This is a genomic window from Xanthobacter lutulentifluminis, assembly GCF_043194675.2.
Classification (GTDB): domain Bacteria; phylum Pseudomonadota; class Alphaproteobacteria; order Rhizobiales; family Xanthobacteraceae; genus Xanthobacter.
The window spans coordinates 1,273,995-1,295,533 of the sequence record NZ_CM195525.1; the positions used below are offsets into that span (position 1 = coordinate 1,273,995).

Annotated in this window: 18 protein-coding genes; 16 read left to right on the forward strand and 2 right to left on the reverse strand. The window is 67.2% G+C overall.

Features of this window, described 5'->3' with window-relative positions; translation table 11 throughout:
• Positions 1-90 precede the first annotated feature (90 nt).
• The 13 genes from V5F49_RS05805 to V5F49_RS05865 all read left to right on the forward strand — a co-directional run bounded on the left by V5F49_RS05805 (position 91) and on the right by V5F49_RS05865 (position 14,568).
• The gene (locus V5F49_RS05805; RefSeq protein WP_394116035.1) at positions 91-1,032 is read left to right on the forward strand and encodes a TetR/AcrR family transcriptional regulator; all 942 of its coding nucleotides are present in this window, start codon (positions 91-93) and stop codon (positions 1,030-1,032) included.
• Positions 1,029-1,475: a cobalamin B12-binding domain-containing protein gene (locus V5F49_RS05810; protein ID WP_394116034.1), complete on the forward strand. Its 447-nt coding sequence runs from the start codon at positions 1,029-1,031 to the stop codon at positions 1,473-1,475. Before V5F49_RS05805 ends, V5F49_RS05810 begins: the two co-directional genes overlap by 4 nt.
• On the forward strand, positions 1,472-3,151 hold the full coding sequence (locus V5F49_RS05815) for a pivalyl-CoA mutase large subunit (RefSeq protein ID WP_394116033.1): 1,680 nt from the start codon (positions 1,472-1,474) through the stop codon (positions 3,149-3,151). The genes V5F49_RS05810 and V5F49_RS05815 overlap by 4 nt, the downstream gene beginning before the upstream one ends.
• A gap of 10 nt (positions 3,152-3,161) precedes the next feature.
• Positions 3,162-4,151 carry a methylmalonyl Co-A mutase-associated GTPase MeaB gene (gene meaB / locus V5F49_RS05820; protein ID WP_394116032.1) on the forward strand — a complete coding sequence of 330 codons (990 nt, stop codon included), beginning with the start codon at positions 3,162-3,164 and terminating at the stop codon, positions 4,149-4,151.
• Positions 4,148-4,609, forward strand: coding sequence for a hydroxyphenylacetyl-CoA thioesterase PaaI (paaI, locus tag V5F49_RS05825; RefSeq protein ID WP_394116031.1), 462 nt, complete (start codon positions 4,148-4,150; stop codon positions 4,607-4,609). The genes meaB and paaI overlap by 4 nt, the downstream gene beginning before the upstream one ends.
• 18 nt (positions 4,610-4,627) lie before the next feature.
• Positions 4,628-5,875 carry a phenylacetate--CoA ligase family protein gene (locus V5F49_RS05830; protein WP_394116030.1) on the forward strand — a complete coding sequence of 416 codons (1,248 nt, stop codon included), beginning with the start codon at positions 4,628-4,630 and terminating at the stop codon, positions 5,873-5,875.
• 504 nt (positions 5,876-6,379) lie between these two features.
• A complete protein-coding gene (locus V5F49_RS05835) occupies positions 6,380-8,362 on the forward strand; it encodes an AMP-binding protein (RefSeq protein ID WP_394116029.1) in 1,983 nt (660 codons plus the stop codon).
• Positions 8,359-9,225 (forward strand): ABC transporter ATP-binding protein, encoded by an 867-nt coding sequence (locus V5F49_RS05840; protein WP_394116028.1) that lies wholly within the window; start codon positions 8,359-8,361, stop codon positions 9,223-9,225. The genes V5F49_RS05835 and V5F49_RS05840 overlap by 4 nt, the downstream gene beginning before the upstream one ends.
• On the forward strand, positions 9,222-10,169 hold the full coding sequence (locus V5F49_RS05845) for a branched-chain amino acid ABC transporter permease (protein ID WP_394116027.1): 948 nt from the start codon (positions 9,222-9,224) through the stop codon (positions 10,167-10,169). Before V5F49_RS05840 ends, V5F49_RS05845 begins: the two co-directional genes overlap by 4 nt.
• Before the next feature lie 2 nt (positions 10,170-10,171).
• Entirely contained in the window at positions 10,172-11,260 is a 1,089-nt protein-coding gene (locus V5F49_RS05850) for a branched-chain amino acid ABC transporter permease (RefSeq protein WP_394116026.1), read from the forward strand.
• Between the two features lie 63 nt (positions 11,261-11,323).
• Positions 11,324-12,649 carry an ABC transporter substrate-binding protein gene (locus V5F49_RS05855; RefSeq protein ID WP_394116025.1) on the forward strand — a complete coding sequence of 442 codons (1,326 nt, stop codon included), beginning with the start codon at positions 11,324-11,326 and terminating at the stop codon, positions 12,647-12,649.
• Between the two features lie 27 nt (positions 12,650-12,676).
• Complete coding sequence (locus tag V5F49_RS05860; protein ID WP_394116024.1) at positions 12,677-13,510, forward strand: ABC transporter ATP-binding protein; 834 nt, start codon at positions 12,677-12,679, stop codon at positions 13,508-13,510.
• A gap of 197 nt (positions 13,511-13,707) precedes the next feature.
• Positions 13,708-14,568: an IclR family transcriptional regulator gene (locus tag V5F49_RS05865; RefSeq protein WP_394116023.1), complete on the forward strand. Its 861-nt coding sequence runs from the start codon at positions 13,708-13,710 to the stop codon at positions 14,566-14,568.
• 278 nt (positions 14,569-14,846) lie between these two features.
• Here V5F49_RS05865 and V5F49_RS05870 read toward each other — a convergent pair whose 3' ends face one another.
• Complete coding sequence (locus tag V5F49_RS05870; RefSeq protein WP_394116286.1) at positions 14,847-16,064, reverse strand: MFS transporter; 1,218 nt, start codon at positions 16,062-16,064, stop codon at positions 14,847-14,849.
• A gap of 445 nt (positions 16,065-16,509) precedes the next feature.
• A complete protein-coding gene (locus tag V5F49_RS05875) occupies positions 16,510-17,094 on the reverse strand; it encodes a TetR/AcrR family transcriptional regulator (protein ID WP_394116022.1) in 585 nt (194 codons plus the stop codon).
• 153 nt (positions 17,095-17,247) lie between these two features.
• On the opposite strand from V5F49_RS05875, the gene V5F49_RS05880 reads away from it, so the two are divergent.
• The 3 genes from V5F49_RS05880 to rbbA all read left to right on the forward strand — a co-directional run bounded on the left by V5F49_RS05880 (position 17,248) and on the right by rbbA (position 21,539).
• Positions 17,248-17,571: a phasin family protein gene (locus tag V5F49_RS05880; RefSeq protein WP_394116021.1), complete on the forward strand. Its 324-nt coding sequence runs from the start codon at positions 17,248-17,250 to the stop codon at positions 17,569-17,571.
• A 99-nt stretch (positions 17,572-17,670) separates the two neighbouring features.
• On the forward strand, positions 17,671-18,741 hold the full coding sequence (locus tag V5F49_RS05885; protein WP_394116020.1) for an HlyD family secretion protein: 1,071 nt from the start codon (positions 17,671-17,673) through the stop codon (positions 18,739-18,741).
• Entirely contained in the window at positions 18,705-21,539 is a 2,835-nt protein-coding gene (rbbA, locus tag V5F49_RS05890; protein WP_394116019.1) for a ribosome-associated ATPase/putative transporter RbbA, read from the forward strand. Before V5F49_RS05885 ends, rbbA begins: the two co-directional genes overlap by 37 nt.

Sequence of the window (21,539 nt, forward strand, 5' to 3'; positions counted from 1 at the left end):
GCCTGTCGAACCGCCGCTCATCACCCCGGTCAAACGCGGCCCCCATGCGCAGCTGTTACCAGAGCGTCCAGCCGTTGCCCGAGCCGAGGAATGAGCGAGCGGAGCAGGGTTGCAGGCCAGATGGTTCGTCGCGGTCGGCCACCTGGCGTCGCCTGCCGTCCGACGAACCCCAGCCAGGCGTCCAGTCTTGCCCGCGCTCGAGGCTCTGCGCCGGCCGACCGCCACTACAAGAGCCGTGGCGTTGATGGGTTTCGGCTCCGGGAAACGCCGAAAGACGATGGAGAGCGCATCCTCGCGAGCCATCGCAATGAACTCCGCATCGAAAGCTGGAGTTCGGCGTGGAAGGATTCCATGCCGATTGACCATGCTGACGCCATGGAAGACTTGCGCCGCGATCCGGCGCATGCTAAACGATCGTTTAGTCAGATAGGTGATGCCTTGACCTCGACTGCCTCGAAACGCCAATCAAGCCGCTGGCCTGCCTTGCAGGACGCTGCCGCCATCTTTTTCGCCGAGCGCGGCTACCACGCCACCACCGTGCGGGACATCGCACAGGTCGCGAACGTTACGCCGGGGGCGGTCTACTTCCATGTGGCGACCAAGCACGCTCTGCTTTTGGCCGTCTATCAGGAAGGCGTGGATCGCATCATCCGACACTTCGATGAGGCGATCGCGGAGGAGCACGATCCAGTGAAGCGCTTCCGCTGCGCCGTCCGGGCCCATCTTGAATCCATCCTCGACGAGAGCGCCTATGCGCGCGTCATCATCCGCGTGCTGCCCGAGGACGTGCCAGAAGCGACGGAAGAGTTGAAGTGCCAGCGCGAGCGCTATGAGGAGCGCTTCCGCGCGCTGATCGATGGCCTCCATCTTCCTGGCGGACGCAATCCCAAGCTGATGCGGCTGCTGCTCATCGGCGCCCTGAACTGGACCCCGGTCTGGTATCGTGGCTCCGTTGGCGGCCTTGAGCCCGTCGTCGACGAGATTGTCGCCTCGTTCGGTATCCAGCCAACACGAAAGACGAGCAGGAAATGATCGGCGCCGGCATGCGACCTCTGCGTGTTCTCGTCACCAAGATCGGCCTCGACGGACATGATCGCGGCAGCCGGATCGTTGCCGCCTATCTGCGCGACGCTGGGATGGAGGTGATCTACACGCCGCCCTGGCAGACCATCCCGGGCGTCGTGAAGCTCGCCACTGAAGAGGATGTGGACGTCATCGGCATCAGTTCGCTCGCCACTGATCACCTGATCGTTCCGAAGATGATGGAGGAACTGCGCGCTGCGGGGCTCGCCCATGTGGGTGTCGTAGTGGGCGGGATCGTACCGGAGGCGGAGCAGCCGGCGCTCGCCGCGGCCGGCGTCAGCCGGGTGTTCGGTCCGGGGGCTGGCCGCGATGAGATCGTCGAATGCGTGACGCTCCTCGGCCAGAAGTCGCGCGCCCAACGCGCCGATACCTATTCGGAGGTAAACTCATGAACCAGGCCGCGGTGCAACTTCCACTCCCGGGGTTCGAGCAGGCGTCGGGTCAGTGGCGGTCCGACTATTCGCGCCAGATGGCTGGCGAGCGGCCGGTCCGCAACCGGTCCGGCATCGAGGTCCAGCCGCTCTACTCGCCGCGCGACTGGTCGGGCGAGCGTTATCTGGGGGATCTCGGCTTTCCCGGCCAATATCCCTTCACCCGCGGCATTTACCCATCCATGCATCGCGGGCGCACCTGGACCCAGCGCCAGCTCATCGGCCTCGGCACGCCGCAGGATTATAATATTCGTGTCCGCCGTATCATTGATGCGGGGGCCTCCGCCATCAGCCTCCTACCGTGCTGCTCGGGCTTCCGCGGCATCGATTGCGACGAGGTGGATCCGGTGCTGCTTGGCACCTGCGGCACGGTGGTGAACACCACCGATCACATGGACGAGGCGCTCGACGGGGTGCCCCTCGGCACCATCTCCACCGCAATGAACGACCCTTCGCCGTTCACCCTTCTGGCCTTCACTCTTGGGGTGGCGCGCCGGCGCGGCATCGACTGGCGCAGCATCACCGGCACGTCGAACCAGAGCGACTACATTTCCCACTTCATCGCCAACCACCAGTTCTACCGGCTGTCCCTACCCGGCTCGCGGCGGGTGCTTTTGGACCACATCGAATTCTGCCGGCGCGCTGTGCCCAATTGGAATCCCCTGTCGGTGGTGGGCCAGCACATGCAGCAGGCCGGGGCGACGCCCGCGGAGACCATGGGCTTCACCTTGTCCTCGGCGATCCAGTACGCGCAGGACTGCATCGAGCGCGGCATGGACGTGGATGATGTCCTGCGGCGCTTCACCTTCTTCTTCGATATTTCCATCTCCTTCTTCGAGGAGATCGCCAAATTCCGCGCCGGGCGGCGCATCTGGGCGCGCATTGCCCGGGAGCGGCTTGGCGCGCAGGATCCCGCCTGCTGGCGCTTCAAGTTCCACGGCCAGACCTCGGGTGTCGACCTCACCCAGCAGCAGCCTTTGAACAACATCGCCCGCGTCTCGGTCCAGGCCATGGCGGGCATCCTCAGCGGGCTCCAGTCCATGCACACGGACGCCTATGACGAGGCCATCGCCTGCCCCAGCGAGGAGACGGCGCGCATCGCGGTCGCCACGCAGAACATCCTGCGCGACGAGGCGCAGCTCTGCGCCGTGATCGATCCTCTCGGCGGTTCCTATTATGTGGAGCGGCTGACCGACCAGATGGAGGCGGAGATCGAGGCGGTGATCGCGCGGATCGACGCGGCAGGCGGCATGTACAAGGCCGCGGAGGCCGGGCTGGTGCAGACCATGATCGGCGATTCCGCCCTCGCCTTCCAGGAACAGCTGGAAACCGGCGAGCGCAAGATCATCGGCGTCAACTGCTATCAGGTGGAGGAAGACCCAACCATTCCCCCCGCCGAGCGACCGGACCCGGCTGCCATGGAGCGGCATGTGGCGCGCTTCAAGGCGTTCAAGCGCGAGCGCAGCCAGGACGCGGTGGCGCGCGCCCTCGACGCGCTGGCACGGGCCGCCAACAGCGCGCGGGAGAACGTGTTCGAGAAGGTGGTGGAAGCCGCCGAGGCGGGCGTGACCCATGGCGAGATGGTGGGCTGCCTGCGCCGCGAGCTGGGCTTCGGCCACCCCCTCATCATCGCCTGACGGGACCGCCATGGCCCCGTCCCCGATCCCGCTGGCGCAGCGGCTGCGCGCCGGCGATTCCCGCGCGGTGGCGCGGGCCATCAGCCTCATGGAGGAAGGCGGCAGCGCCGCCGCCGCGCTGCACGCTGCGATCCTTCCCGCGACCGGCAGGGCGCTCACGATCGGGTTCACCGGCCCGCCCGGAGCCGGCAAGTCGACGCTGGTGGACGCCTTCGTGGCCGAGCTGCGCAAGAGCGGCCGCACGGTGGGGGTGATTGCGGTGGATCCCTCGAGCCCCCTTTCGGGCGGGGCGGTGCTGGGCGATCGCATCCGTATGGGCCGCCATACGGATGACCCGGGCGTCTTCATCCGTTCCATCGCCTCGCGCGGGCATCTCGGCGGGCTCTCGCGGAGCATCCACCACGTGGTGGATGTGCTCGACGCCGCAGGCCGGGATGTCATCGTGATCGAGACCGTGGGTGCGGGCCAGTCGGAGGTGGAAATCGTCGACGTGGCGGCGGTGCGGATCGTCGTGAACGCGCCTGGCCTCGGCGATGACGTGCAGGCCATCAAGGCGGGCATACTGGAGATCGCCAGCATCCTGGTGGTGAACAAGGCCGACCTGCCGCTCGCGCCCCGCACGGTCCGCCAGCTCAAGGCGATGCTGAGCCTGCGCCGGGAGGAGGAGGCGGATGTCCCGGTGCTGGAGACCATCGCCAGCGAGGGGTGTGGCATGGTTGAGCTGCTCGCGGCGGTGGACGCCTGCGCGACCACGCGGCCGGAAGATGCCCAAGCGCGACGGCGCGCCCGCATCCGCCGCCTCGTTGCCGATGGGGCCGCAGCCGAGATGCGGCGCCGCATTCTCGGCTCGGAAGACGCGGCCTTCATCGAGATGCTTGGTCGGGCGGCGCGCGGCGAGATCGACATCGACACGGCCGCGCGCGTCGCCATGGACGCGCTGTCGGGCGGCGCTGCCCGGCCCGTCGCGGTCCCGCAGAAAGCCGACAGGATGGCGGTATGAACGCGCCCCTGGAGCATCCGGAGGATCTGGCGGCCGAAGCCCTGCGCTGGGCGCAGTTCATGCTGTCGGGCGACCGCCCGGCCGGCGCCTTCGGCTTCGAGCTCATCGCCGCCGGTCCGGGCGCAGCCGAGCTGGCGATGACAGTGCCCCCGGCCGCGCTCAACGCCTTCGGCACCTGCCATGGCGGCGTGCTGTTCACCTTGGCCGACACGGCCCTGTCCATCGCCTGCAACAGCCGCGGCCACCAGTCGGTGGCCCAGACCTGCAGCATCGCCTTCCTGCGGCCCGTGCAGCCCGGCGACCGCCTGATCGCCCGCGCCAGCGAGCGCGCCCGGACCGCCCGGACCGCCATCTATGACTGCGCGGTGGTGAACGGGGTCACCGGCAGAGTGGTCGCCGAGTTCCGCGGGCAAGCCCGCACCATCGCGGACCACATGCCCATCGATCCGGCCACCTGAGGCGGGGGCGACGCCAACATGACAGCAGGAAATCCCGCGATCTGCGATGCCTATTTCAGCACCCGGGAGGTCGTGGAGCCCGAAGCACGGGAGCAGGACCTTCTCGGCCGGCTTCCGGGCCTTGTCGCGCGTGCCATGCAGGCCCCGGGCTGGCGCCGCCACCTCGACGGCATCGACCCGTCCGGCGTGACAAACCGGCCGGCGCTCGCGCATCTCCCGATCCTACGCAAGGCAGACCTGATGCGGCTTCAGGCGGAAGCCCCCCCGCTGGGCGGGCTTGCCTGCGCGCCGGTCTCCTCCTTCAAACGCCTGTTCCTCTCCCCTGGCCCGGTGGCGGAGCCGGAAGGCCACGGCCCCGACTGGTGGGGGACCGCCCGCGGGCTCTACGCCGCCGGCGTGCGGCGCAGCGACATCGCCATCAATTGTTTTTCCCACCATCTCACTCCCGGCGCCCGCCTCGTCGAGAGCGGCATGCACGCCATCGGCGCCACCATCATTGCGGGTGGCGTCGGCAACGCCGACCAGCAGGTGGAAGGCATCTGCCGTTACGGTGCCACCTGTTATCTCGGCACGCCCGATTTTCTGAAGCTGCTGCTCGACCGGGCCGCGGATTTGGGCAAGAGCATGCGGACGCTGACGAAAGGGTTTGTCTCCGGCGCGGCGCTTCCCTTCGCCCTCAGGGCGGAGCTGTCGGCCCGCGGCGTTTCGGTCCTGCAGGGCTATGCCTCCGCCGATCTCGGGCTGATCGCCTATGAGACCGTGCCGGAGGATGGGCTCGTCCTCAACGAGGACCGGATCGTGGAAATTGTCGATCCCGTCACCGGCGCGCCGGTGGAGGCGGGAGCGGTGGGCGAGGTGGTGGTCACGCGCTTCGACGCCAACTACCCGATGATCCGCCTGTCCACCGGGGACCTCTCGGCCATCAAGCCCGGCCTTTCGCCCTGCGGCAGGACCAATCAGCGGCTCGCAGGCTGGCTGGGCCGCGCCGATGAGAGCGCCAAGGTCAAGGGCATGTTCGTCCACCCCACCCAGGTGGCCGAACTCGCCCGCCGGTTTCCCGAGATCGCGAACCTCCGCCTCGTGGTCCTCCGCGCGCAGGACCAGGATGCCCTGCGGCTCGAGGCGGAATGCGCAACCGCCGACGCAGGCATGGAGCAGGCGATCGCGCAAGCGCTCAGGGACGTCACGAAGCTCGGCGGCGAGGTCCTGCTCACCCCGCCTGGGACCCTCACGCCAAATAGCCGCCGCATCATCGATACACGCTGAGCACCGGCACAGAGTTATCGCAAAAGGGCCCCCAATCGCCGTGGCGGGGCGAACCAGCCGGAGGCCTAGCACCCCACGCGGCAGTGCTAGGAGCGGCGCTTCACTGCCGCCCATGGGGCCGGTTCCGCCTTCGCCGGCTGATCTGCATCTCCTCGAACAAACGACGGGCGCCAACCCCTCAAAAGCAACCGGCCTGCGGTTCCTTTCGGGCGGATCTCGCGCCGGCGCGAGACGGGAAGTCCGCGTTTTTCAGAGCTTCAAGTGGACCCATCCCACCCAAGGCTCCCCCGTGCGGCATGGAGGCCCGCCAGAGCCCGCCGGGAGAACGGCGAAGCTGGAGCAAATGGGGCGGCTCCAGCACTCACCGCGAAGATACTAAGTGATCGATCATTTAGTTTCCAAACATGATTGAACACTTGTTTAGTTTTGTGCTGGCTGCTAGGCTCCGTTCCGATGGTTCAAAATCCATCCAAAAATCCAAGGAAGGTCGAGGGAGGACGCAAGGTGGCCGACACCTACGCCGCAGACACCTTTCCCAAGCTGCTGCTCGAAAACGCCGCCCGCCGGCCAGCCCGCCCCGCCATGCGGGAGAAGCGGTACGGCATCTGGAAGACCTGGACCTGGGCCGATCTCGCCCGTGAGATCGAGGCGCTGGCGCTCGGCCTGAAGGCGGCCGGCATCGTGCCCGGCGCGCGCGTCGCGGTGATCGGCGTCAACCGCTCGCGGCTTTACTGGAGCATCCTCGCCGCCCAGTGCGTGGGCGCCGTGCCGGTGCCGCTCTATCCGGACGCGGTGGCCCAGGAGATGGCTTATCTGCTCGCCCACGCGGAAGTCACCGCCGCCATCGTCGAGGACCAGGAGCAGGTGGACAAGCTCCTGTCCGTGATCCCCGAACTGCCCGGGCTCCAGCTCATCGCCTATGACGACCCACGCGGCATGCGCGATTATGTCTGCGAGGCGTCAACGCTCGCCAGCCTCGACGCGATCATGACCTCCGGCCGGCAGGAGGCGACCGGTGGAGGCCTCGGCCGCGCCTTCACCGACATGGTGGCCCGCACCCGGGGCCGCGACACCTCGATCATCCTCTACACCTCCGGCACCACCGGGCGGCCGAAGGGCGCCGTCATCTCATCCGAGCGGGCCATCAGCGCCGCCCGTCAGACGGTCGCGGCGGACGGCCTCGACGAGACCGACGAGGTGCTGGCCTATCTGCCCATCGCCTGGGGCGGCGACCATTATCTCAACTACGCCCAGGCCTTCGTGGCCGGCTTCTGCATGTCCTGCCCGGAAGAGCCGGAAACGGTGGCCATCGACATCTTCGAGATCGGCCCCACCTTCTATTTCGCGCCGCCGCGGGTGCTGGAGGATCTGCTCACCCGCATCATGATCTCCATGGAAGATGCGGGCCGCGCCAAGCGCTGGCTGTTTTCCCGCTTCATGGACGTGGCGCGGCGCTGGGGCGAGCCGATCCTCAACAGGAGGGCCGACGTGCCGCTCCACGGCCGCCTGCTCTACGCCCTCGGCGAGGCGCTGATCTACGGGCCGGTCAAGAACGTGCTCGGCTTCTCGCGCATCAAGGTCGCCTACACGGCGGGCGAGGCCATCGGGCCGGACCTGTTCGCCTTCTACCGCTCCATCGGCGTGAACCTGAAGCAGTTCTACGGCCAGACCGAAGCCTTCCTCTACATATCGGCCCAGCCCGACGGGCAGATCCGCTCCGACACGGTGGGTCCGCCGGCGCCAGGGGTGGAGATCCGCATCATGGAAAATGGGGAGGTGCAGTTCCGCTCGCCGGGCCAGTTCGTGGAATATCTCGCCGACCCGGACCGCACCGCCGAGACCCTCACCCCCGACGGCTTCGTGCGCACCGGCGACGCCGGTTTCATCGGCCAGGACGGGCACCTGCGCGTCATCGACCGCGCCAACGACGTGGGACGTCTCACCGACGGCACCCTGTTCGCCCCCAAGTACATCGAGAACAAGCTGAAATTCTTCCCAAATATCAAGGAGGCGGTGGCCTTCGGCGACGGGCGCGACCATGTCGCCGTTTTCATCAACATCGACCTGACGGCGGTGGGCAACTGGGCCGAGCGCAACGGCGTGACCTACGGCTCCTATCAGGAGCTTGCCGCGCTGCCTGAGGTCTACGACATCATCCGCGGCCATATCCGCCAGGTGAATCGGGATCTTGCTGCGGAACCTGCCATGGCGGGCGCTGCCATCTCCCGCTTCGTCATCCTCCACAAGGAGCTCGACGCCGACGACGGCGAGCTGACGCGGACCCGCAAGGTGCGCCGCGCTTTCGTTCAGGAGAAGTATGCCGATCTCATCGCCGCCCTCTATTCGGACGCGCGCGCATGCTTCGTGAGCACCGAGGTCACGTTTGAGGACGGCCGCAAGGGCCGCATCGAGGCCACGCTCGTTCTCGCCGAGGTGGGCGAGACGGGCCGCCCGCGCACCCACAACACCGAGACGCTCGCAGCATGACCGCCCTTCTTTCTCCGACCGCCGCCACCGCAGCGGCATCCGGGGCGGCGGTTGTCGGCGCCGCAGCGCCGCCCGCGCGCGGCGCAGCTGGCCCCGCCCCGCTGCTGGAGATCAACCATGTCAGCCTCAGCTTCGGCGGCGTGAAGGCGCTGAACGACGTCTCCTTCGACGTCCGAGCCGGCGAGATCCGCGCCATCATCGGCCCGAACGGCGCCGGCAAGACCTCGATGCTCAACTGCATCAACGGCTTTTACCGCCCGACGGCCGGCCACATCGTGCTCGATGGCGAGGGCCACGCCCGGACCCGGCCCTGGTCGGCGGCCCGGCGCGGCGTCGCCCGCACCTTCCAGAACGTGGCGCTGTTCAAGGGCATGACCACCCTCGACAACATCATGACCGGCCGCGCCCTGAAGATCCGAAGCGGCATCCTCAGCCAGCTGGTGCGCGTTGGGCCGGCCATGCGCGAGGAGATCGGGCACCGCCGCAAGGTGGAGGAGATCATAGACTTCCTGGAGATCCAGGCCATCCGCAAGGTGCCGGTGGGCAAGCTGCCCTACGGGCTGCAGAAGCGGGTGGAGCTGGGACGAGCGCTCGCCATGGAGCCGCGCCTCCTCCTGCTCGACGAGCCCATGGCCGGCATGAACCTCGAGGAAAAGGAAGACATGAGCCGCTTCATCATCGAGGCGAACCAAGCCTACGGCATCACCATCACCCTCATCGAGCACGATATCGGCGTGGTGATGAACCTGTCTGACCGCATCGTCGTGCTCGACCACGGCTGCAAGATCGCCGACGGCACCCCGGCGGAGGTCAAGAGCGACCCGCGCGTCATCGATGCCTATCTGGGACGGGGAGGCGCATGATGGTCGGGCTCGATCCGGTCAAGGTCGCGTTCTTCGTGGAGGTGCTCGTCTCCGGGCTCTTGTCCGGGGTTCTCTATGCCCTCGTGGCGCTGGGCTTCGTGCTCATCTTCAAGGCCTCGGGCGTGTTCAACTTTGCCCAGGGCGCCATGGTGCTGGTGGCCGGGCTCGCTTTGGTGCGCGCCCTCGGCTGGCTGGAGACACGGGTGCCCTTCTGGCTGGCGTTGATGCTCGCCATCGCGTTCTCCGGCGCGCTGATGACGGGCATCGCCTGGGCGGTGGAGCGCTTTGCCCTGCGCAAGCTCGTCAACCAGACCGCTCTCACCCTGTTCATGGCCACCATCGGCATCACCTTCGTGCTGGAAGGCCTCGGTCAGCAGATCTTCGGCGCGCAGGTCTACAAGCTCGACATCGGCTTGCCGCGCGACAGCCTGTTCATGCTGGAGAGCGTGTTCGACGGCGGCATCCTGCTGAATCAGCTCGATTTGTGGTCGGCCGTGCTGGCGGCGCTGCTGGTGGTGGCTCTGGCGATCTTCTTCCAGAGGACGCAGGTGGGCCGCGCCCTGCGGGCGGTGGCCGACGACCACGCCGCCGCGCAATCGGTGGGCATTCCGCTCACCCGGGTCTGGTTCATCGTCTGGATGGTGGCTGGCTTTGTCGCCATCGCCGCCGCGGCGGTGTGGGGCTCGAAGGTGGGGGTGCAGTTCTCCCTGGTCTACGTTGCCCTGAAGGCGCTGCCTGTGATCATCGTCGGCGGGCTCACCTCCATTCCCGGCGCCATCGTCGGCGGCCTCCTCATCGGCGCGGGCGAGAAGCTGGCCGAGGTCTACCTCGGCCCGGCCGTCGGTGGCGGAATCGAGCACTGGTTCGCCTATGTCGTCGCCCTCATGGTCCTCCTGGTGCGCCCGCAGGGGCTGTTCGGGGACCGCATCATTGAGCGGATTTGATCATGTTCTATCGCGAGGCCGGGCATTTCCACGATCAGTACCAGGAAGACATGGCGATCTTTCCCATCCGGGAGGATCGCATGGGCATCCGCGCGCTCCTCGCGATCGCTTTCGTCCTGGTGCCACTGCTCCACGTGGCGGGTGTTCCGCCCTTCGCCGGCGACTATCTGTTCAGTGCAGTGCTGACACCGGTCCTCATCCTCGCCGTCGCCGGCATCGGCCTCAACCTGCTGGTTGGCTATTGCGGCCAGATCTCGTTGGGCGCCGGCGCATTCATGGGGATAGGGGCCTATTCCGCCTACAATGTGAGTGTTCATCTGCCAGGCATGCCGCTCATCGCCACCTTCCTCCTGGCGGGCGCTGCGAGCGCCGTGATCGGGCTTGCCTTCGGCATGCCATCGCTGCGCATCAAGGGCCTCTACCTGGCGGTGGCGACACTCGCGGCGCAGTTCTTCCTGGACTGGGCGTTCCTGCGGGTTGGATGGATCACCAACTATTCCCCCTCCGGCTCGGTCACCGCCCCGGCCCTCGTCATCGCCGGCTGGCACATGGACACGCCGGTGGAACGCTATCTGCTGGTGCTCGCCATCGCCGTGCTCGTGGCGCTCGGTGCGTCGAACCTCGTGCGCGGCAATCTCGGCCGGCAATGGATGGCGATCCGCGACATGGACATCGCCGCGGAGATCATCGGTATCCGCCCCATGCAGTCGAAGCTGACCGCGTTCGCCATCTCCTCCTTCGTCCTGGGGCTGGCGGGAGCGCTGTGGGCCTTCGTCAACCTGCGCTCCTGGGAGCCTTACGCCTTCTCCATCGACCGCTCGTTCCAGCTGCTGTTCCTCGTCATCATCGGCGGGCTCGGGTCGATCATCGGCTGCTTTCTGGGCGCGGCGTTCATCTGGTTGCTGCCGCTCGCGGTGGAAGGCGTCCCGCGCTGGCTCTCGATCCCCATCTCGGCGGATGCGGCGTCCAACCTGACGCTCGGCGTCTTCGGCGTCCTCATCCTTCTGACGCTGATCTTCGAGCCCCATGGCCTCGCCCGCATCTGGGCCATCGCCAAGCACAAACTCCGACGTTGGCCGTTCCCCTACTGAGGGCCGGCAAGCGGAGCGCCAGAGCCGGCTAAAGCCGGCCAAACTCCATGGGAGGAAACGCCGATGAAGACACACATGGTGAAGCTCAGTGCGCTTCTGGCGGCGGCATTGGCCGCCCTGCCGCTGGGAGCGCACGGCCAGGAGAACGGGCAGTTCATCCCCGTCCTGTCCTACCGGACCGGCCCGTTCGCGCCGAACGGCATCCCCTGGGCCAACGGCATCGTCGACTATTTCGAGCTGATCAACCAGCGCGACGGCGGCATCAACGGGGTGAAGATCATCTACGAGGAATGCGAGACGGGCTACGCCACCGACCGGGGGGTGGAATGCTACGAGCGCCTCAAGAACAAGGGGCCGACTGGCGCCGCCTTCGTCAACCCGCTGTCGACCGGCATCACCTTCGCCCTCACCGAGAAGGCGCCGGTGGACAAGATCCCGCTCATCACCGCCGGCTTCGGCCGCTCGGAATCGAAGGACGGCAGCGTCTTCACCTGGAACTTCCCGCTCCTCGGCACCTATTGGACGGCAGCCGACGTTGCCGTCCAGCACATCGCCAAGGAGCTGGGTGGACCCGCCAAGCTGAAGGGCCGCAAGATCGTGCTGCTCTACCACGATTCCCCGTTCGGCAAGGAACCGATCCCCGTGCTGGAGGCGCTCGCCAAGAAGTACGACTTCCAGCTCACGCTCATCCCTGTCGCCAACCCGGGCGTGGAGCAGAAGTCCCAATGGCTCCAGATCCGCCAGTTGCGCCCCGACTATGTGGTGATATGGGGGTGGGGCGTGATGAACCCGACCGCAATCCAGGAAGCTGCCAATGTCAACTTCCCGCGAGATAAGATGATCGGCGTCTGGTTCGCCGGCGCCGAGCCCGACGTCATCCCCGCTGGCGCGCAGGCGGTGGGCTACAAGGCGCTGATGCTGCAGCACGGGGCGGGGCGCGCCCACGTCCATGATGACCTCGACAGATACGTCTACGGCAAGGGGCTCGGCAAATCCAAACCCACCGATTCCAGTGGTGTCCTGTTCAATCGCGGCATGGTGGGCGCCATGCTGGGGGTCGAGGGGATCCGCACCGCCATGGCCAAGTACGGCAACAAGCCGCTCACCGGCGAGCAGGTGCGCTGGGGCATCGAGAACCTCGCCCTTGACGAAAGGCGTCTGAAGGAGCTTGGCTTCGAGGGTATGATCAAACCTGTCAAGATCTCCTGCTCGGATCACGAAGGCGCGAATACGTCCCGGGTCCAGCAATGGGACGGCAAGCAGTGGAAGATTATATCCGATTGGTACATCGCCGACGAAGCCATGCTGGAACCAATGCTGAAGGCGGCCGCTGCCCGCTACGCCAAAGAGAACGGGATCACACCGCGGGACTGCAGCAAGGAGCCCTGACCAACAGCCTACTCGGGGAATGGCGCTATGAATCCTGAAGTTCCAGCGGACGATGCTTCGTCGACCATACTCTCCGTCAATAATATCGAAGTGGTCTACGACCACGTCGCACTGGTGCTGAAGGGCGTTTCCCTCACGGTGCGGGAGGGCGGCATTGTCGCCCTCCTCGGCGCCAACGGAGCCGGCAAGACCACGACGCTGCGTGCGGTGTCGAACCTGCTCAGGTCCGAGCGGGGTGACGTCACCAAGGGTTCCGTCGTGTTCGCTGGCGAGCGGGTAGACCGCTTGACTGCCAACGACCTCGTCCGCCGCGGCTGCATCCAGGTCCTGGAGGGACGGCGTTGCTTCGGCCACTTGTCGGTGGAGGAGAACCTGCTCACCGGTGCCTATACTCGCCGGGAGGGGGCGACCGCCGTCAGGCATGATCTCGAGGAAATCTACGAGACCTTTCCCCGCCTGCGCGAGCGCCGCAAGGCGCAGGCGGGATACCTCTCCGGTGGAGAGCAGCAGATGTGCGCCATCGGCCGCGCGCTCATGTCGAAGCCACGCATGATCCTCTTGGACGAGCCGTCCATGGGCCTCGCCCCGCAGGTGGTGGAGGAGATCTTCGAGATCGTCCGCGCCCTCAACCAGCACCGCGGCGTCTCCTTTCTGCTGGCCGAGCAGAACACCAACATGGCGCTGAAATACGCGACCTACGGCTACATCCTGGAGACCGGCCGCATCGTCATGGATGGACCGGCGGCGGAGATGCGCGAGAACGAGGACGTCAAGGAATTCTATCTCGGAACAGCCGGCGGCGAGGACAGAAGCTTCCGGAACGTGAAGACCTACAAGCGGAGAAAGCGTTGGCTCAACTGATGAGGGCCCACCCCCGTGTGGCGGCCGGAAGACGGGGCCAGCCCGATCTCCCGGGGATCCCGGCGAGCTCTACCGAGCGGCAACAGGGCGCGTGAAGTTAAAATGCAGGCGGACCTCATTTCCACGCCGATGAACATATTCGCCTCCCCCGCGGGCCGATGGCTGGATCCCGCGCCGCGCCCGCGGGCAGGTAGGTCATGACGAACGATCGCGATCAACGTCAGCACGCCTCGCATACCCTCTCCAAGGGCCTCGCTTTGCTTTGCGCCTTCCGTCCCGGGGAGTTCCATTTGGGCAACAAGGAATTCGCCGAGCGCACGGGCTTTTCCAAATCCACCGTCTCCCGCCTGGCGAAGATGCTGGTGGAGCTCGGCTACCTGCGCCATCTCGGGCGCATCGGCCGCTACGCACTCGGCAACGCGGTGCTGACGCTCGGCTATCCCCTGATGGTGAGCCTCAGCCCATGGCGGGCGGCACGGCCGGTGATGCGCGAGCTGGCAGAGGTGCTGTCGGGGCAGGTCTCCCTCGGCGTGCGGGACCGCTTCTCCGTGGTGTCCATCGAATCCACCCCGGACCCACGTCGCAACCCGGTCATGGCGGACCTGGGGCCGGTGTGGCCGCTTCTGCCCAGTGCCATGGGCCGCGCCCATCTGGCAGCCCTGCCGCCGGCCGATCGCGACGCCCTGCTTGCCGCGCTGTGCGCGCGCACGCCCGGCGTCTGGGCGCGGCATGGTGCGGACTGGCCCCAAGCGCTCGCCGACTTCAGGCGCCGCGGCTTCACTTCATCCTTCGGTCTTGCCCAGCCGGACACCTATGCCTGCGCGGTACCCCTGCGGCTGCGCTGGAACGAGGAGATCGTGGCTTTGAACTGCAGCATCGCAGCATCGCCCTCCCTGGGGCCGGATGGCTTCACCGCCCTGGTCGGCCCGAAGCTGCTGTTGACCGCGCGCACTATCGAGGCCGCGGTGGAATCGGCCGTGCAGTCGGACGAGCCCATCCTCCAGCGCGAGCTGTCGCGAACCCTGTTCTCGACACGGCCCCAGCGTCAGAACGCCTGACCGGAATCCGGCGCAATGGCCCCCGGCTGTTCACGCCACCCGACGGCTGCCGCGAGCACCACCCCGGTGCCCCCAGCCTCGCGGCGGCGGCGAGCCCGGCTGTCGCTGACGCGCTGTTCCGGGCCATTCCGAGCTGTCGCGAAACCTGGCCGTTCATCCCGTGCGGGGCGTTAAAATCCTCTGTGACCTCGCCCTGCCTTGGGCCTTCCGTCACATCCAGCCGCTGGAAGATGAGTGACCAGAGATCCAGGCCGGTGGATGCGGCTCCAGGCCGGAACTCATGCCTCCCGGTGGCGCGACGAGACCACGACGAGCCCGGTGGCGAGCAGCGCGAAGACCCCTCCGGCGACGAACGTGGCCCGGGCGCCGCCGGCGTCCCACAGCAGTCCCGCGGCGAGGCTGGCGGCGAGGCTGGCGAGGCCCGTGGCGAGGTTGAACAAGCCGAAGGCGGATCCGCGCAGCGCCGGCGGCGCGTGCTCGGCCACCAGTTTGGCAAGGAGGCCCTGGGTCAGCGCCATGTGGCCGCCCCACAGCGCGATGCCGAGGAAGGCGCCCCCAAGCCCCGGCACGAAGGCGAGGACGACATCGGCCGCGACCAGGAGCGCGAGGCCGCCGAGCAGCAGCCGCTCCGGCGGCGCCCGGTCCGACCACGCTCCGGCGGGATAGGCAGCGAGCGCGTAGACCACGTTCATGGCCACCAGCACGAGGGGGGCAAGGGCCAGCGGCAACCCCTCGCCGTGGGCTTTCAAGACGAGGAATGCCTCGCTGAAGCGCGCCAGGGTGAAGATCACACCGATGGCGACGACGCCCCAGAACGGGCGGCCGAGCTGCCCGAGGTCCCCGAGGCGGACCGGCGGCGGCCGGCTCCCCTCGGCGAGGCCGGCGGACCTGTCCTCGACGCCCGCTGCCACGCAGAGCACGGCGAGAAGGCCGGGCACGAGGGCGATCCAGAACACCGCCCGCATGTCGTCCGCGAGCAGTGCCATGAGCGCGATCGCGAGCAGCGGCCCGACGAAGGCGCCGACCGTGTCGAGGGCCTGGCGCAGGCCATAGGCGCGGCCGCGAATCTCGAGCGGAGTGACATCGGCGACAAGGGCGTCGCGCGGCGCGCCCCGCATGCCCTTGCCGACGCGGTCGGCGAAGCGCGCGGCGAGCACCATCCCGGGCGCGCCGGCGAGGGCGAAGAAGGGCTTGGAGACGGCGCCGAGCCCGTAGCCGAGCAGGATGAGGGGCTTGCGACGCCCCAGGCGGTCCGACATATGGCCTGAGAAGACCTTCACCACCTGCGCGGTGGATTCCCCGATGCCCTCGATGAGGCCCACCATGGCGACGCTCGCCCCGAGCGTGCCGGTGAGGAAGAGCGGCAGCAGCGCGTGGATCATCTCGGACGAGATGTCCATGAACATGCTGACGAGGCCGAGGGCCCAGACGGTCCGCGAGATGGCGGATCGATCCACCGGCGCGCCGGCCTGTCCCGGCGCCTGCACCTTCTTCATCGCGGCTTTCCCTCCTGGCGCGCCCGGCACGCGCCGTCGGCGCACGAGATATTCGGTGAGCGCCGGGATGCCGAGAGCCGCCAGAACGCCGGCCGACACCGGCGTCAGGGCAGGCCCGATGCCGAAGCGCAGGACGGGCACGAGGCCGGGGCTCAGGTTCTTGAGCTGCATGCAGATGAGCAGGACCGCGATGGATGCCGGGCGGGGGATCTGGCCTCCGGTCAACCCGAACGCGATGATCTGCCATGGCGTCACGGGGCCGCCCGCAAATCGCCTGCGCATGTCGCGTTTCTACGCCATCGGGCAAGCCCAGCCAGCACCAGCAGCAGGGCCATCGATCGCCGCGGAACGGCTAGGATGCCGTTTTCGAACCCCTCGTCGCGCCCCGGCTCCATCGGTGCCCCTACTGTCTCGCCACAGTCGAAACCATGACAGATTACCGTTGTTACGCGTCCTCCACGCCACCCTCGCCAAGAATGCAGGCGATTGCCCTGGCGATGCGGTGTTCCAGGATGCCGCCTTCGCCCTCCTGTAGAGGCTGGAGTTCCATGACCTTTCGGAGGATGCCGAGGCCCGTGAGGAAGGCGATGATCATGGACACCTCCTGCATTGCGGGACGGTCGAGCCGTCGGCTGAGCGGCACGATGAAATCCTCCACGATCACGGCACGCAGCACGGCGGCAGCCTTAGGGCTCGACAAGGAATGGATGAGAATGTCGAGTGGGCCGACCTCGCCCGATGACCGCACGCCGTCGCGGGAAAAGACATGCCGCGCGAGCCCACGGGCTGGATCGGCGGCGACGTCCCCAAGGAGCCTGCCGGACTGCGCGGTGGCCCTGAGGGCGGCTGTGAACAGACGTTCCTTGGAGCCGAAGCAGCGATGCACATAGGCGACGTCCACTCCGACGTCGGCCGCGATGTCGCGCAGTCCGGTCTCCTCATAGGAATGCCTTGCGAAGCGCAGAACGGCGGCGTCGAGGATCCGGTCCCGCGTGGCGCCTGCGGATCGTGCCGCAGCTTCAGTGGCCATCGAACCTCACACAAAATGATTGCTACCAGCTCAAGTTATGCGTACTGTGCTCCGGTGGTCAACGGCAGTTGATGAGGATCAATGCGCGATCGCTAAATTTTAGCGATATTGGTATTTATGGCGTATTCATCCGATACAGGAAGGATAGCTGCAATGGCCGACGATGCCAATACCTCGAACATGCAATCATGGATCAGTCCTTTTCTGAATGGGATTCCGTTTAAGCCGAATTGGCTGGCGGCTGGTGCTGAGACTCCCCTGAATCTTTACGCCACCGCGTCACGGCAGATTCTCGCGGCCACTGCGCGTCAGCTTCAGATCCAGGCGGACTATGTGGCGAAGCTGGCCCAATGCGACAATCCAGCGGAAGCGCTGTCCGCGCAGGCGGAGTTGGTGCAGAAATCCCTCAGCTCCGGCCTGGAGAGCGGTCAGCAGATCGCCGGGATGATCAGCAAGGGCGTTTCGGCCGCAGCCTGACCGTGTGGTTCGTCAGCCTTGCCCTTCAGCGTCATCGTGGCCGATGGGGACGCACGATGACGCTGCGCCCTGCCTTTCACAAGAGAGCCCTCCTCCTCCATGACCTCGGCCGGAAAGCTCCTGCTGCTCGCCATCCTTGCCGTGATCGTGGTCGGCGGCGGTTACTTCGGATGGCGGGCATTGTTCAGCGGCGACCTGCCCGCCGGCATCGCCAGAGGCAACGGGCGCATCGAGGCAACGGAGATCGACGTCTCCACCAAGATCCCCGGGCGGCTCAGGGAAATCCTGGTGAACGAGGGCGACTTCGTCGAGGCCGGCCAGGTCCTTGCCTACATGGACACGGAGCAGCTCGAGGCCCAGCGCCGCCAGGCGCAGGCCCAGTTGCAGCGTGCCCGGATCGGCATCGACACGGCCAAGAGCCTCGTCACCCAGCGCGAGGCGGAGCGCCGCGCCGCGCAGGCGACCATCGCCCAGCGCGAGGCCGAGCTCGACGCCGCCAACCGCAAGTTCGCCCGCTCGGCCAAGCTCGTGAAGACCAACGCCGTCTCCGAGCAGGTCTATGACGACGACCGGGCCAATGCGGAGGCCGCGAAGGCTGCCGTGGGCGCCGCCGAGGCGCAGCTCGCGGCCAGCGAGGCGGGGATCAGCTCGGCGAAGGCCATGATCGTGGATGCGGAGGCGGCGGTCGACGCGGCCCGCGCCGCCATCGACAGCATCACGGCGGACATCAACGACGCGGTCCTGGGAGCGCCCCGCGCCGGCCGCATCCAATACCGCGTCGCCCAGCCCGGCGAGGTGCTGTCCGCCGGCGGACGGGTGCTCAATCTCGTCGATCTCGGCGATGTCTACATGACCTTCTTCCTGCCGACCGCCCAGGCCGGCCGGGTGGGCCTCGGCACCGAGGTGCGCCTCGTGCTCGACGCGGCGCCCCAATACGTCATCCCGGCGAAGGCCACCTTCGTGGCGGACGTGGCCCAGTTCACCCCGAAGACCGTCGAGACGGAAGAAGAGCGCCTGAAGCTCATGTTCCGCATCAAGGCGCAGATCCCGCCGGACCTTTTGCAGAAATATATCCAGCAGGTGAAGACCGGCCTGCCGGGCATGGCCTATGTGCGGCTCGACCCCGACGCCCAATGGCCCGCTCGCCTTCAAGAGGGGCTCGTCAAGTGAACCCGGCGAGATCGGGTGCAGCGCCGCCCGGCGCCGTCCCTTCCGTGGCGATCCTGAAGGCGGTCGGGCTAACCTATGGCAAGACCCGGGCGCTCGACGCCGTCGACCTTGAGATTCCGGCTGGGTGCATGGTCGGCTTGATCGGGCCGGACGGGGTGGGCAAGTCGAGCCTTTTGTCGCTCGTCGCCGGGGCGCGGGTCGTCCAGCACGGAGAGGTGCACGTGCTGGGCGGCGACATGACCGATGCGAAGCACCGGCGCGCCACCTGCCCGCAGATCGCCTACATGCCGCAGGGCCTGGGGAAGAATCTTTATCCCACGCTTTCCGTGTTCGAGAACGTGGACTTCTTCGGCCGGCTGTTCGGGCAGGCGCGGGCGGAACGCGAGGCCCGCATCGCGCAGCTTTTGGAGAGCACAGGCCTAGCGCCCTTCGCGGACCGCCCGGCGGGCAAGCTTTCCGGCGGCATGAAGCAGAAGCTCGGCCTGTGCTGCGCCCTCATCCACGATCCGCAACTGCTTATTCTCGACGAGCCCACCACCGGCGTCGACCCCTTGTCGCGGCGCCAGTTCTGGGAGCTGATCGACGACATCCGCGGCAACCGGCCCGGCATGAGCGTGATCGTCGCCACCGCCTACATGGAGGAGGCGGCGCGCTTCGACTTCCTGGGGGCCATGGATGCCGGCAAGGTGCTCGCCACCGGCACGCCGGCCGAGCTGCTCAAGAGGACGGGGGCAGCCGATCTCGATGCCGCCTTCATCGCGCTGCTGCCGGAGGAGGCGCGTCAAGGGCATCGGGAGGTGGTCATCCCGCCCCGGCCGGAGGGGGCGGACGGCGAGGTGGCCATCGAGGCCGAGCACCTCACCATGCGGTTCGGCGACTTCACGGCGGTGGACGACGTGAGCTTCCGCATCGGCAAAGGCGAGATCTTCGGCTTCCTCGGCTCCAACGGCTGCGGCAAGACCACCACCATGAAGATGCTCACCGGCCTTCTGGCGGCGAGCGAGGGCACGGCGCGCCTGTTCGGCAAGGAGGTGGACCCGAACGACATGGCGGTGCGCCGGCGCGTGGGCTACATGAGCCAGGGCTTTTCGCTCTATTCGGAGCTTACCGTCGCGCAGAACCTCGACCTCCACGCCCGCCTGTTCGGCCTTGAGGCTGAGACCATTCCGGCGCGGATCGCCGAGATGGTGCAGCGCTTCGGTCTCTTCGGCGTCACCGACACGCTGCCGGACGCTTTGCCGCTTGGCATCCGCCAGCGCCTGTCGCTGGCGGTCGCCATGATCCACGGGCCGGACATGCTGATCCTCGACGAGCCCACCTCGGGCGTGGATCCGATCGCCCGCGACGGCTTCTGGCAAATCCTCTCGGACCTCTCCCGCAAGGACGACGTGACCATCTTCGTCTCAACCCACTTCATGAACGAGGCTGCCCTGTGCGACCGCATCTCGCTCATGCATGCGGGGAAGGTGCTGGTCAGCGATCGGCCGGCTGCGATCGTCGAAACGCGCGGCGCGCGAGACCTCGAACAAGCGTTCATCGGCTATCTCGAAGACGCCATCGGCTATGTGGCGGCGCGCTCCGCCACGGCGCCGAGCCGGCCGCGGCCGGTGCCCGCGACGAAGGACCTGGCGGAGGAATGGGCCGGCGAGGTGACCACCGATGGCGGCACCATCTTCAGCCTGCGCCGCATGCTCGCCTGCACCCGGCGCGAAGCGCTGGAACTGCGACGGGATCCGATCCGCGCCGCCCTCGCCATGCTGGGCAGCGTGCTGCTCATGCTGGTGGTGGGTTATGGCATCAACCTGGATGTGGAGAACCTTTCATTCGCCGTTCTCGATCGCGACGATACCACGACAAGCCGCGACTATGCGCTGCAGATCGCCGGATCGCGCTATTTCATTCAGAAGCCGCCGCTCACCGACTATGCGGACCTCGATCGGCGCATGCGCGGCGGCGAGCTCAGCCTCGCCATCGAGATCCCGCCCGGTTTCGCGCGTGACGTAGCGCACGGGCGCACGGTGCAGATCGGCGCCTGGATCGACGGCGCCATGCCGATCCGGGCGGAGACCGTTCAGGGTTACGTCCAGGGCATCCACGCGAACTGGCTTGCCCGGAAGACGCGCGAACTCTACGGCAAGGCGGCCGCCATCGGGGATTTCCGGCTGGAGCTGCGCTACCGCTACAATCCAGGCGTCGAGAGCCTCGTCGCCATGGCGCCGGCCGTGATCCCCCTTCTGCTGCTGATGATACCCGCCATGCTGGCGGTGCTCAGCGTGGTGCGCGAGAAGGAGCTGGGATCGATCATCAATTTCTACGTCACGCCGGTGACGCGGGCGGAGTTCCTCGTCGGCAAGCAAATCCCCTATGTGGGCCTTGCCATGCTGAACTTCCTGATGCTCACGGCGGTCGCCATTTTCATCTTTCGCGTGCCCTTCACCGGGAGCTTCCTGGCCTTGACGTTCGGCGCCCTGCTCTACGTCATCGTCGCCACAGGCATGGGACTTGTCATCTCCGCCTTCATGCGCAGCCAGATCGCCGCGATCTTCGGCACGGCCCTCATCACGCTCATCCCGGCGGTGAATTTTTCGGGGCTGACCGATCCGGTTTCCTCGCTCGAGGGCGCCGGGGCGCTCATCGGGCGCATCTACCCCACCACCTATTTCGTGGTCATTGCCCGTGGCACCTTCTCGAAAGCCCTGGACTTCCCCGACCTGTGGAGCGCATTCGTGCCTCTTCTGATCACCGCGCCGGTGCTGTTGGGCATCGGTGTCCTCCTCCTCAGGAAGCAAGCGACGTAG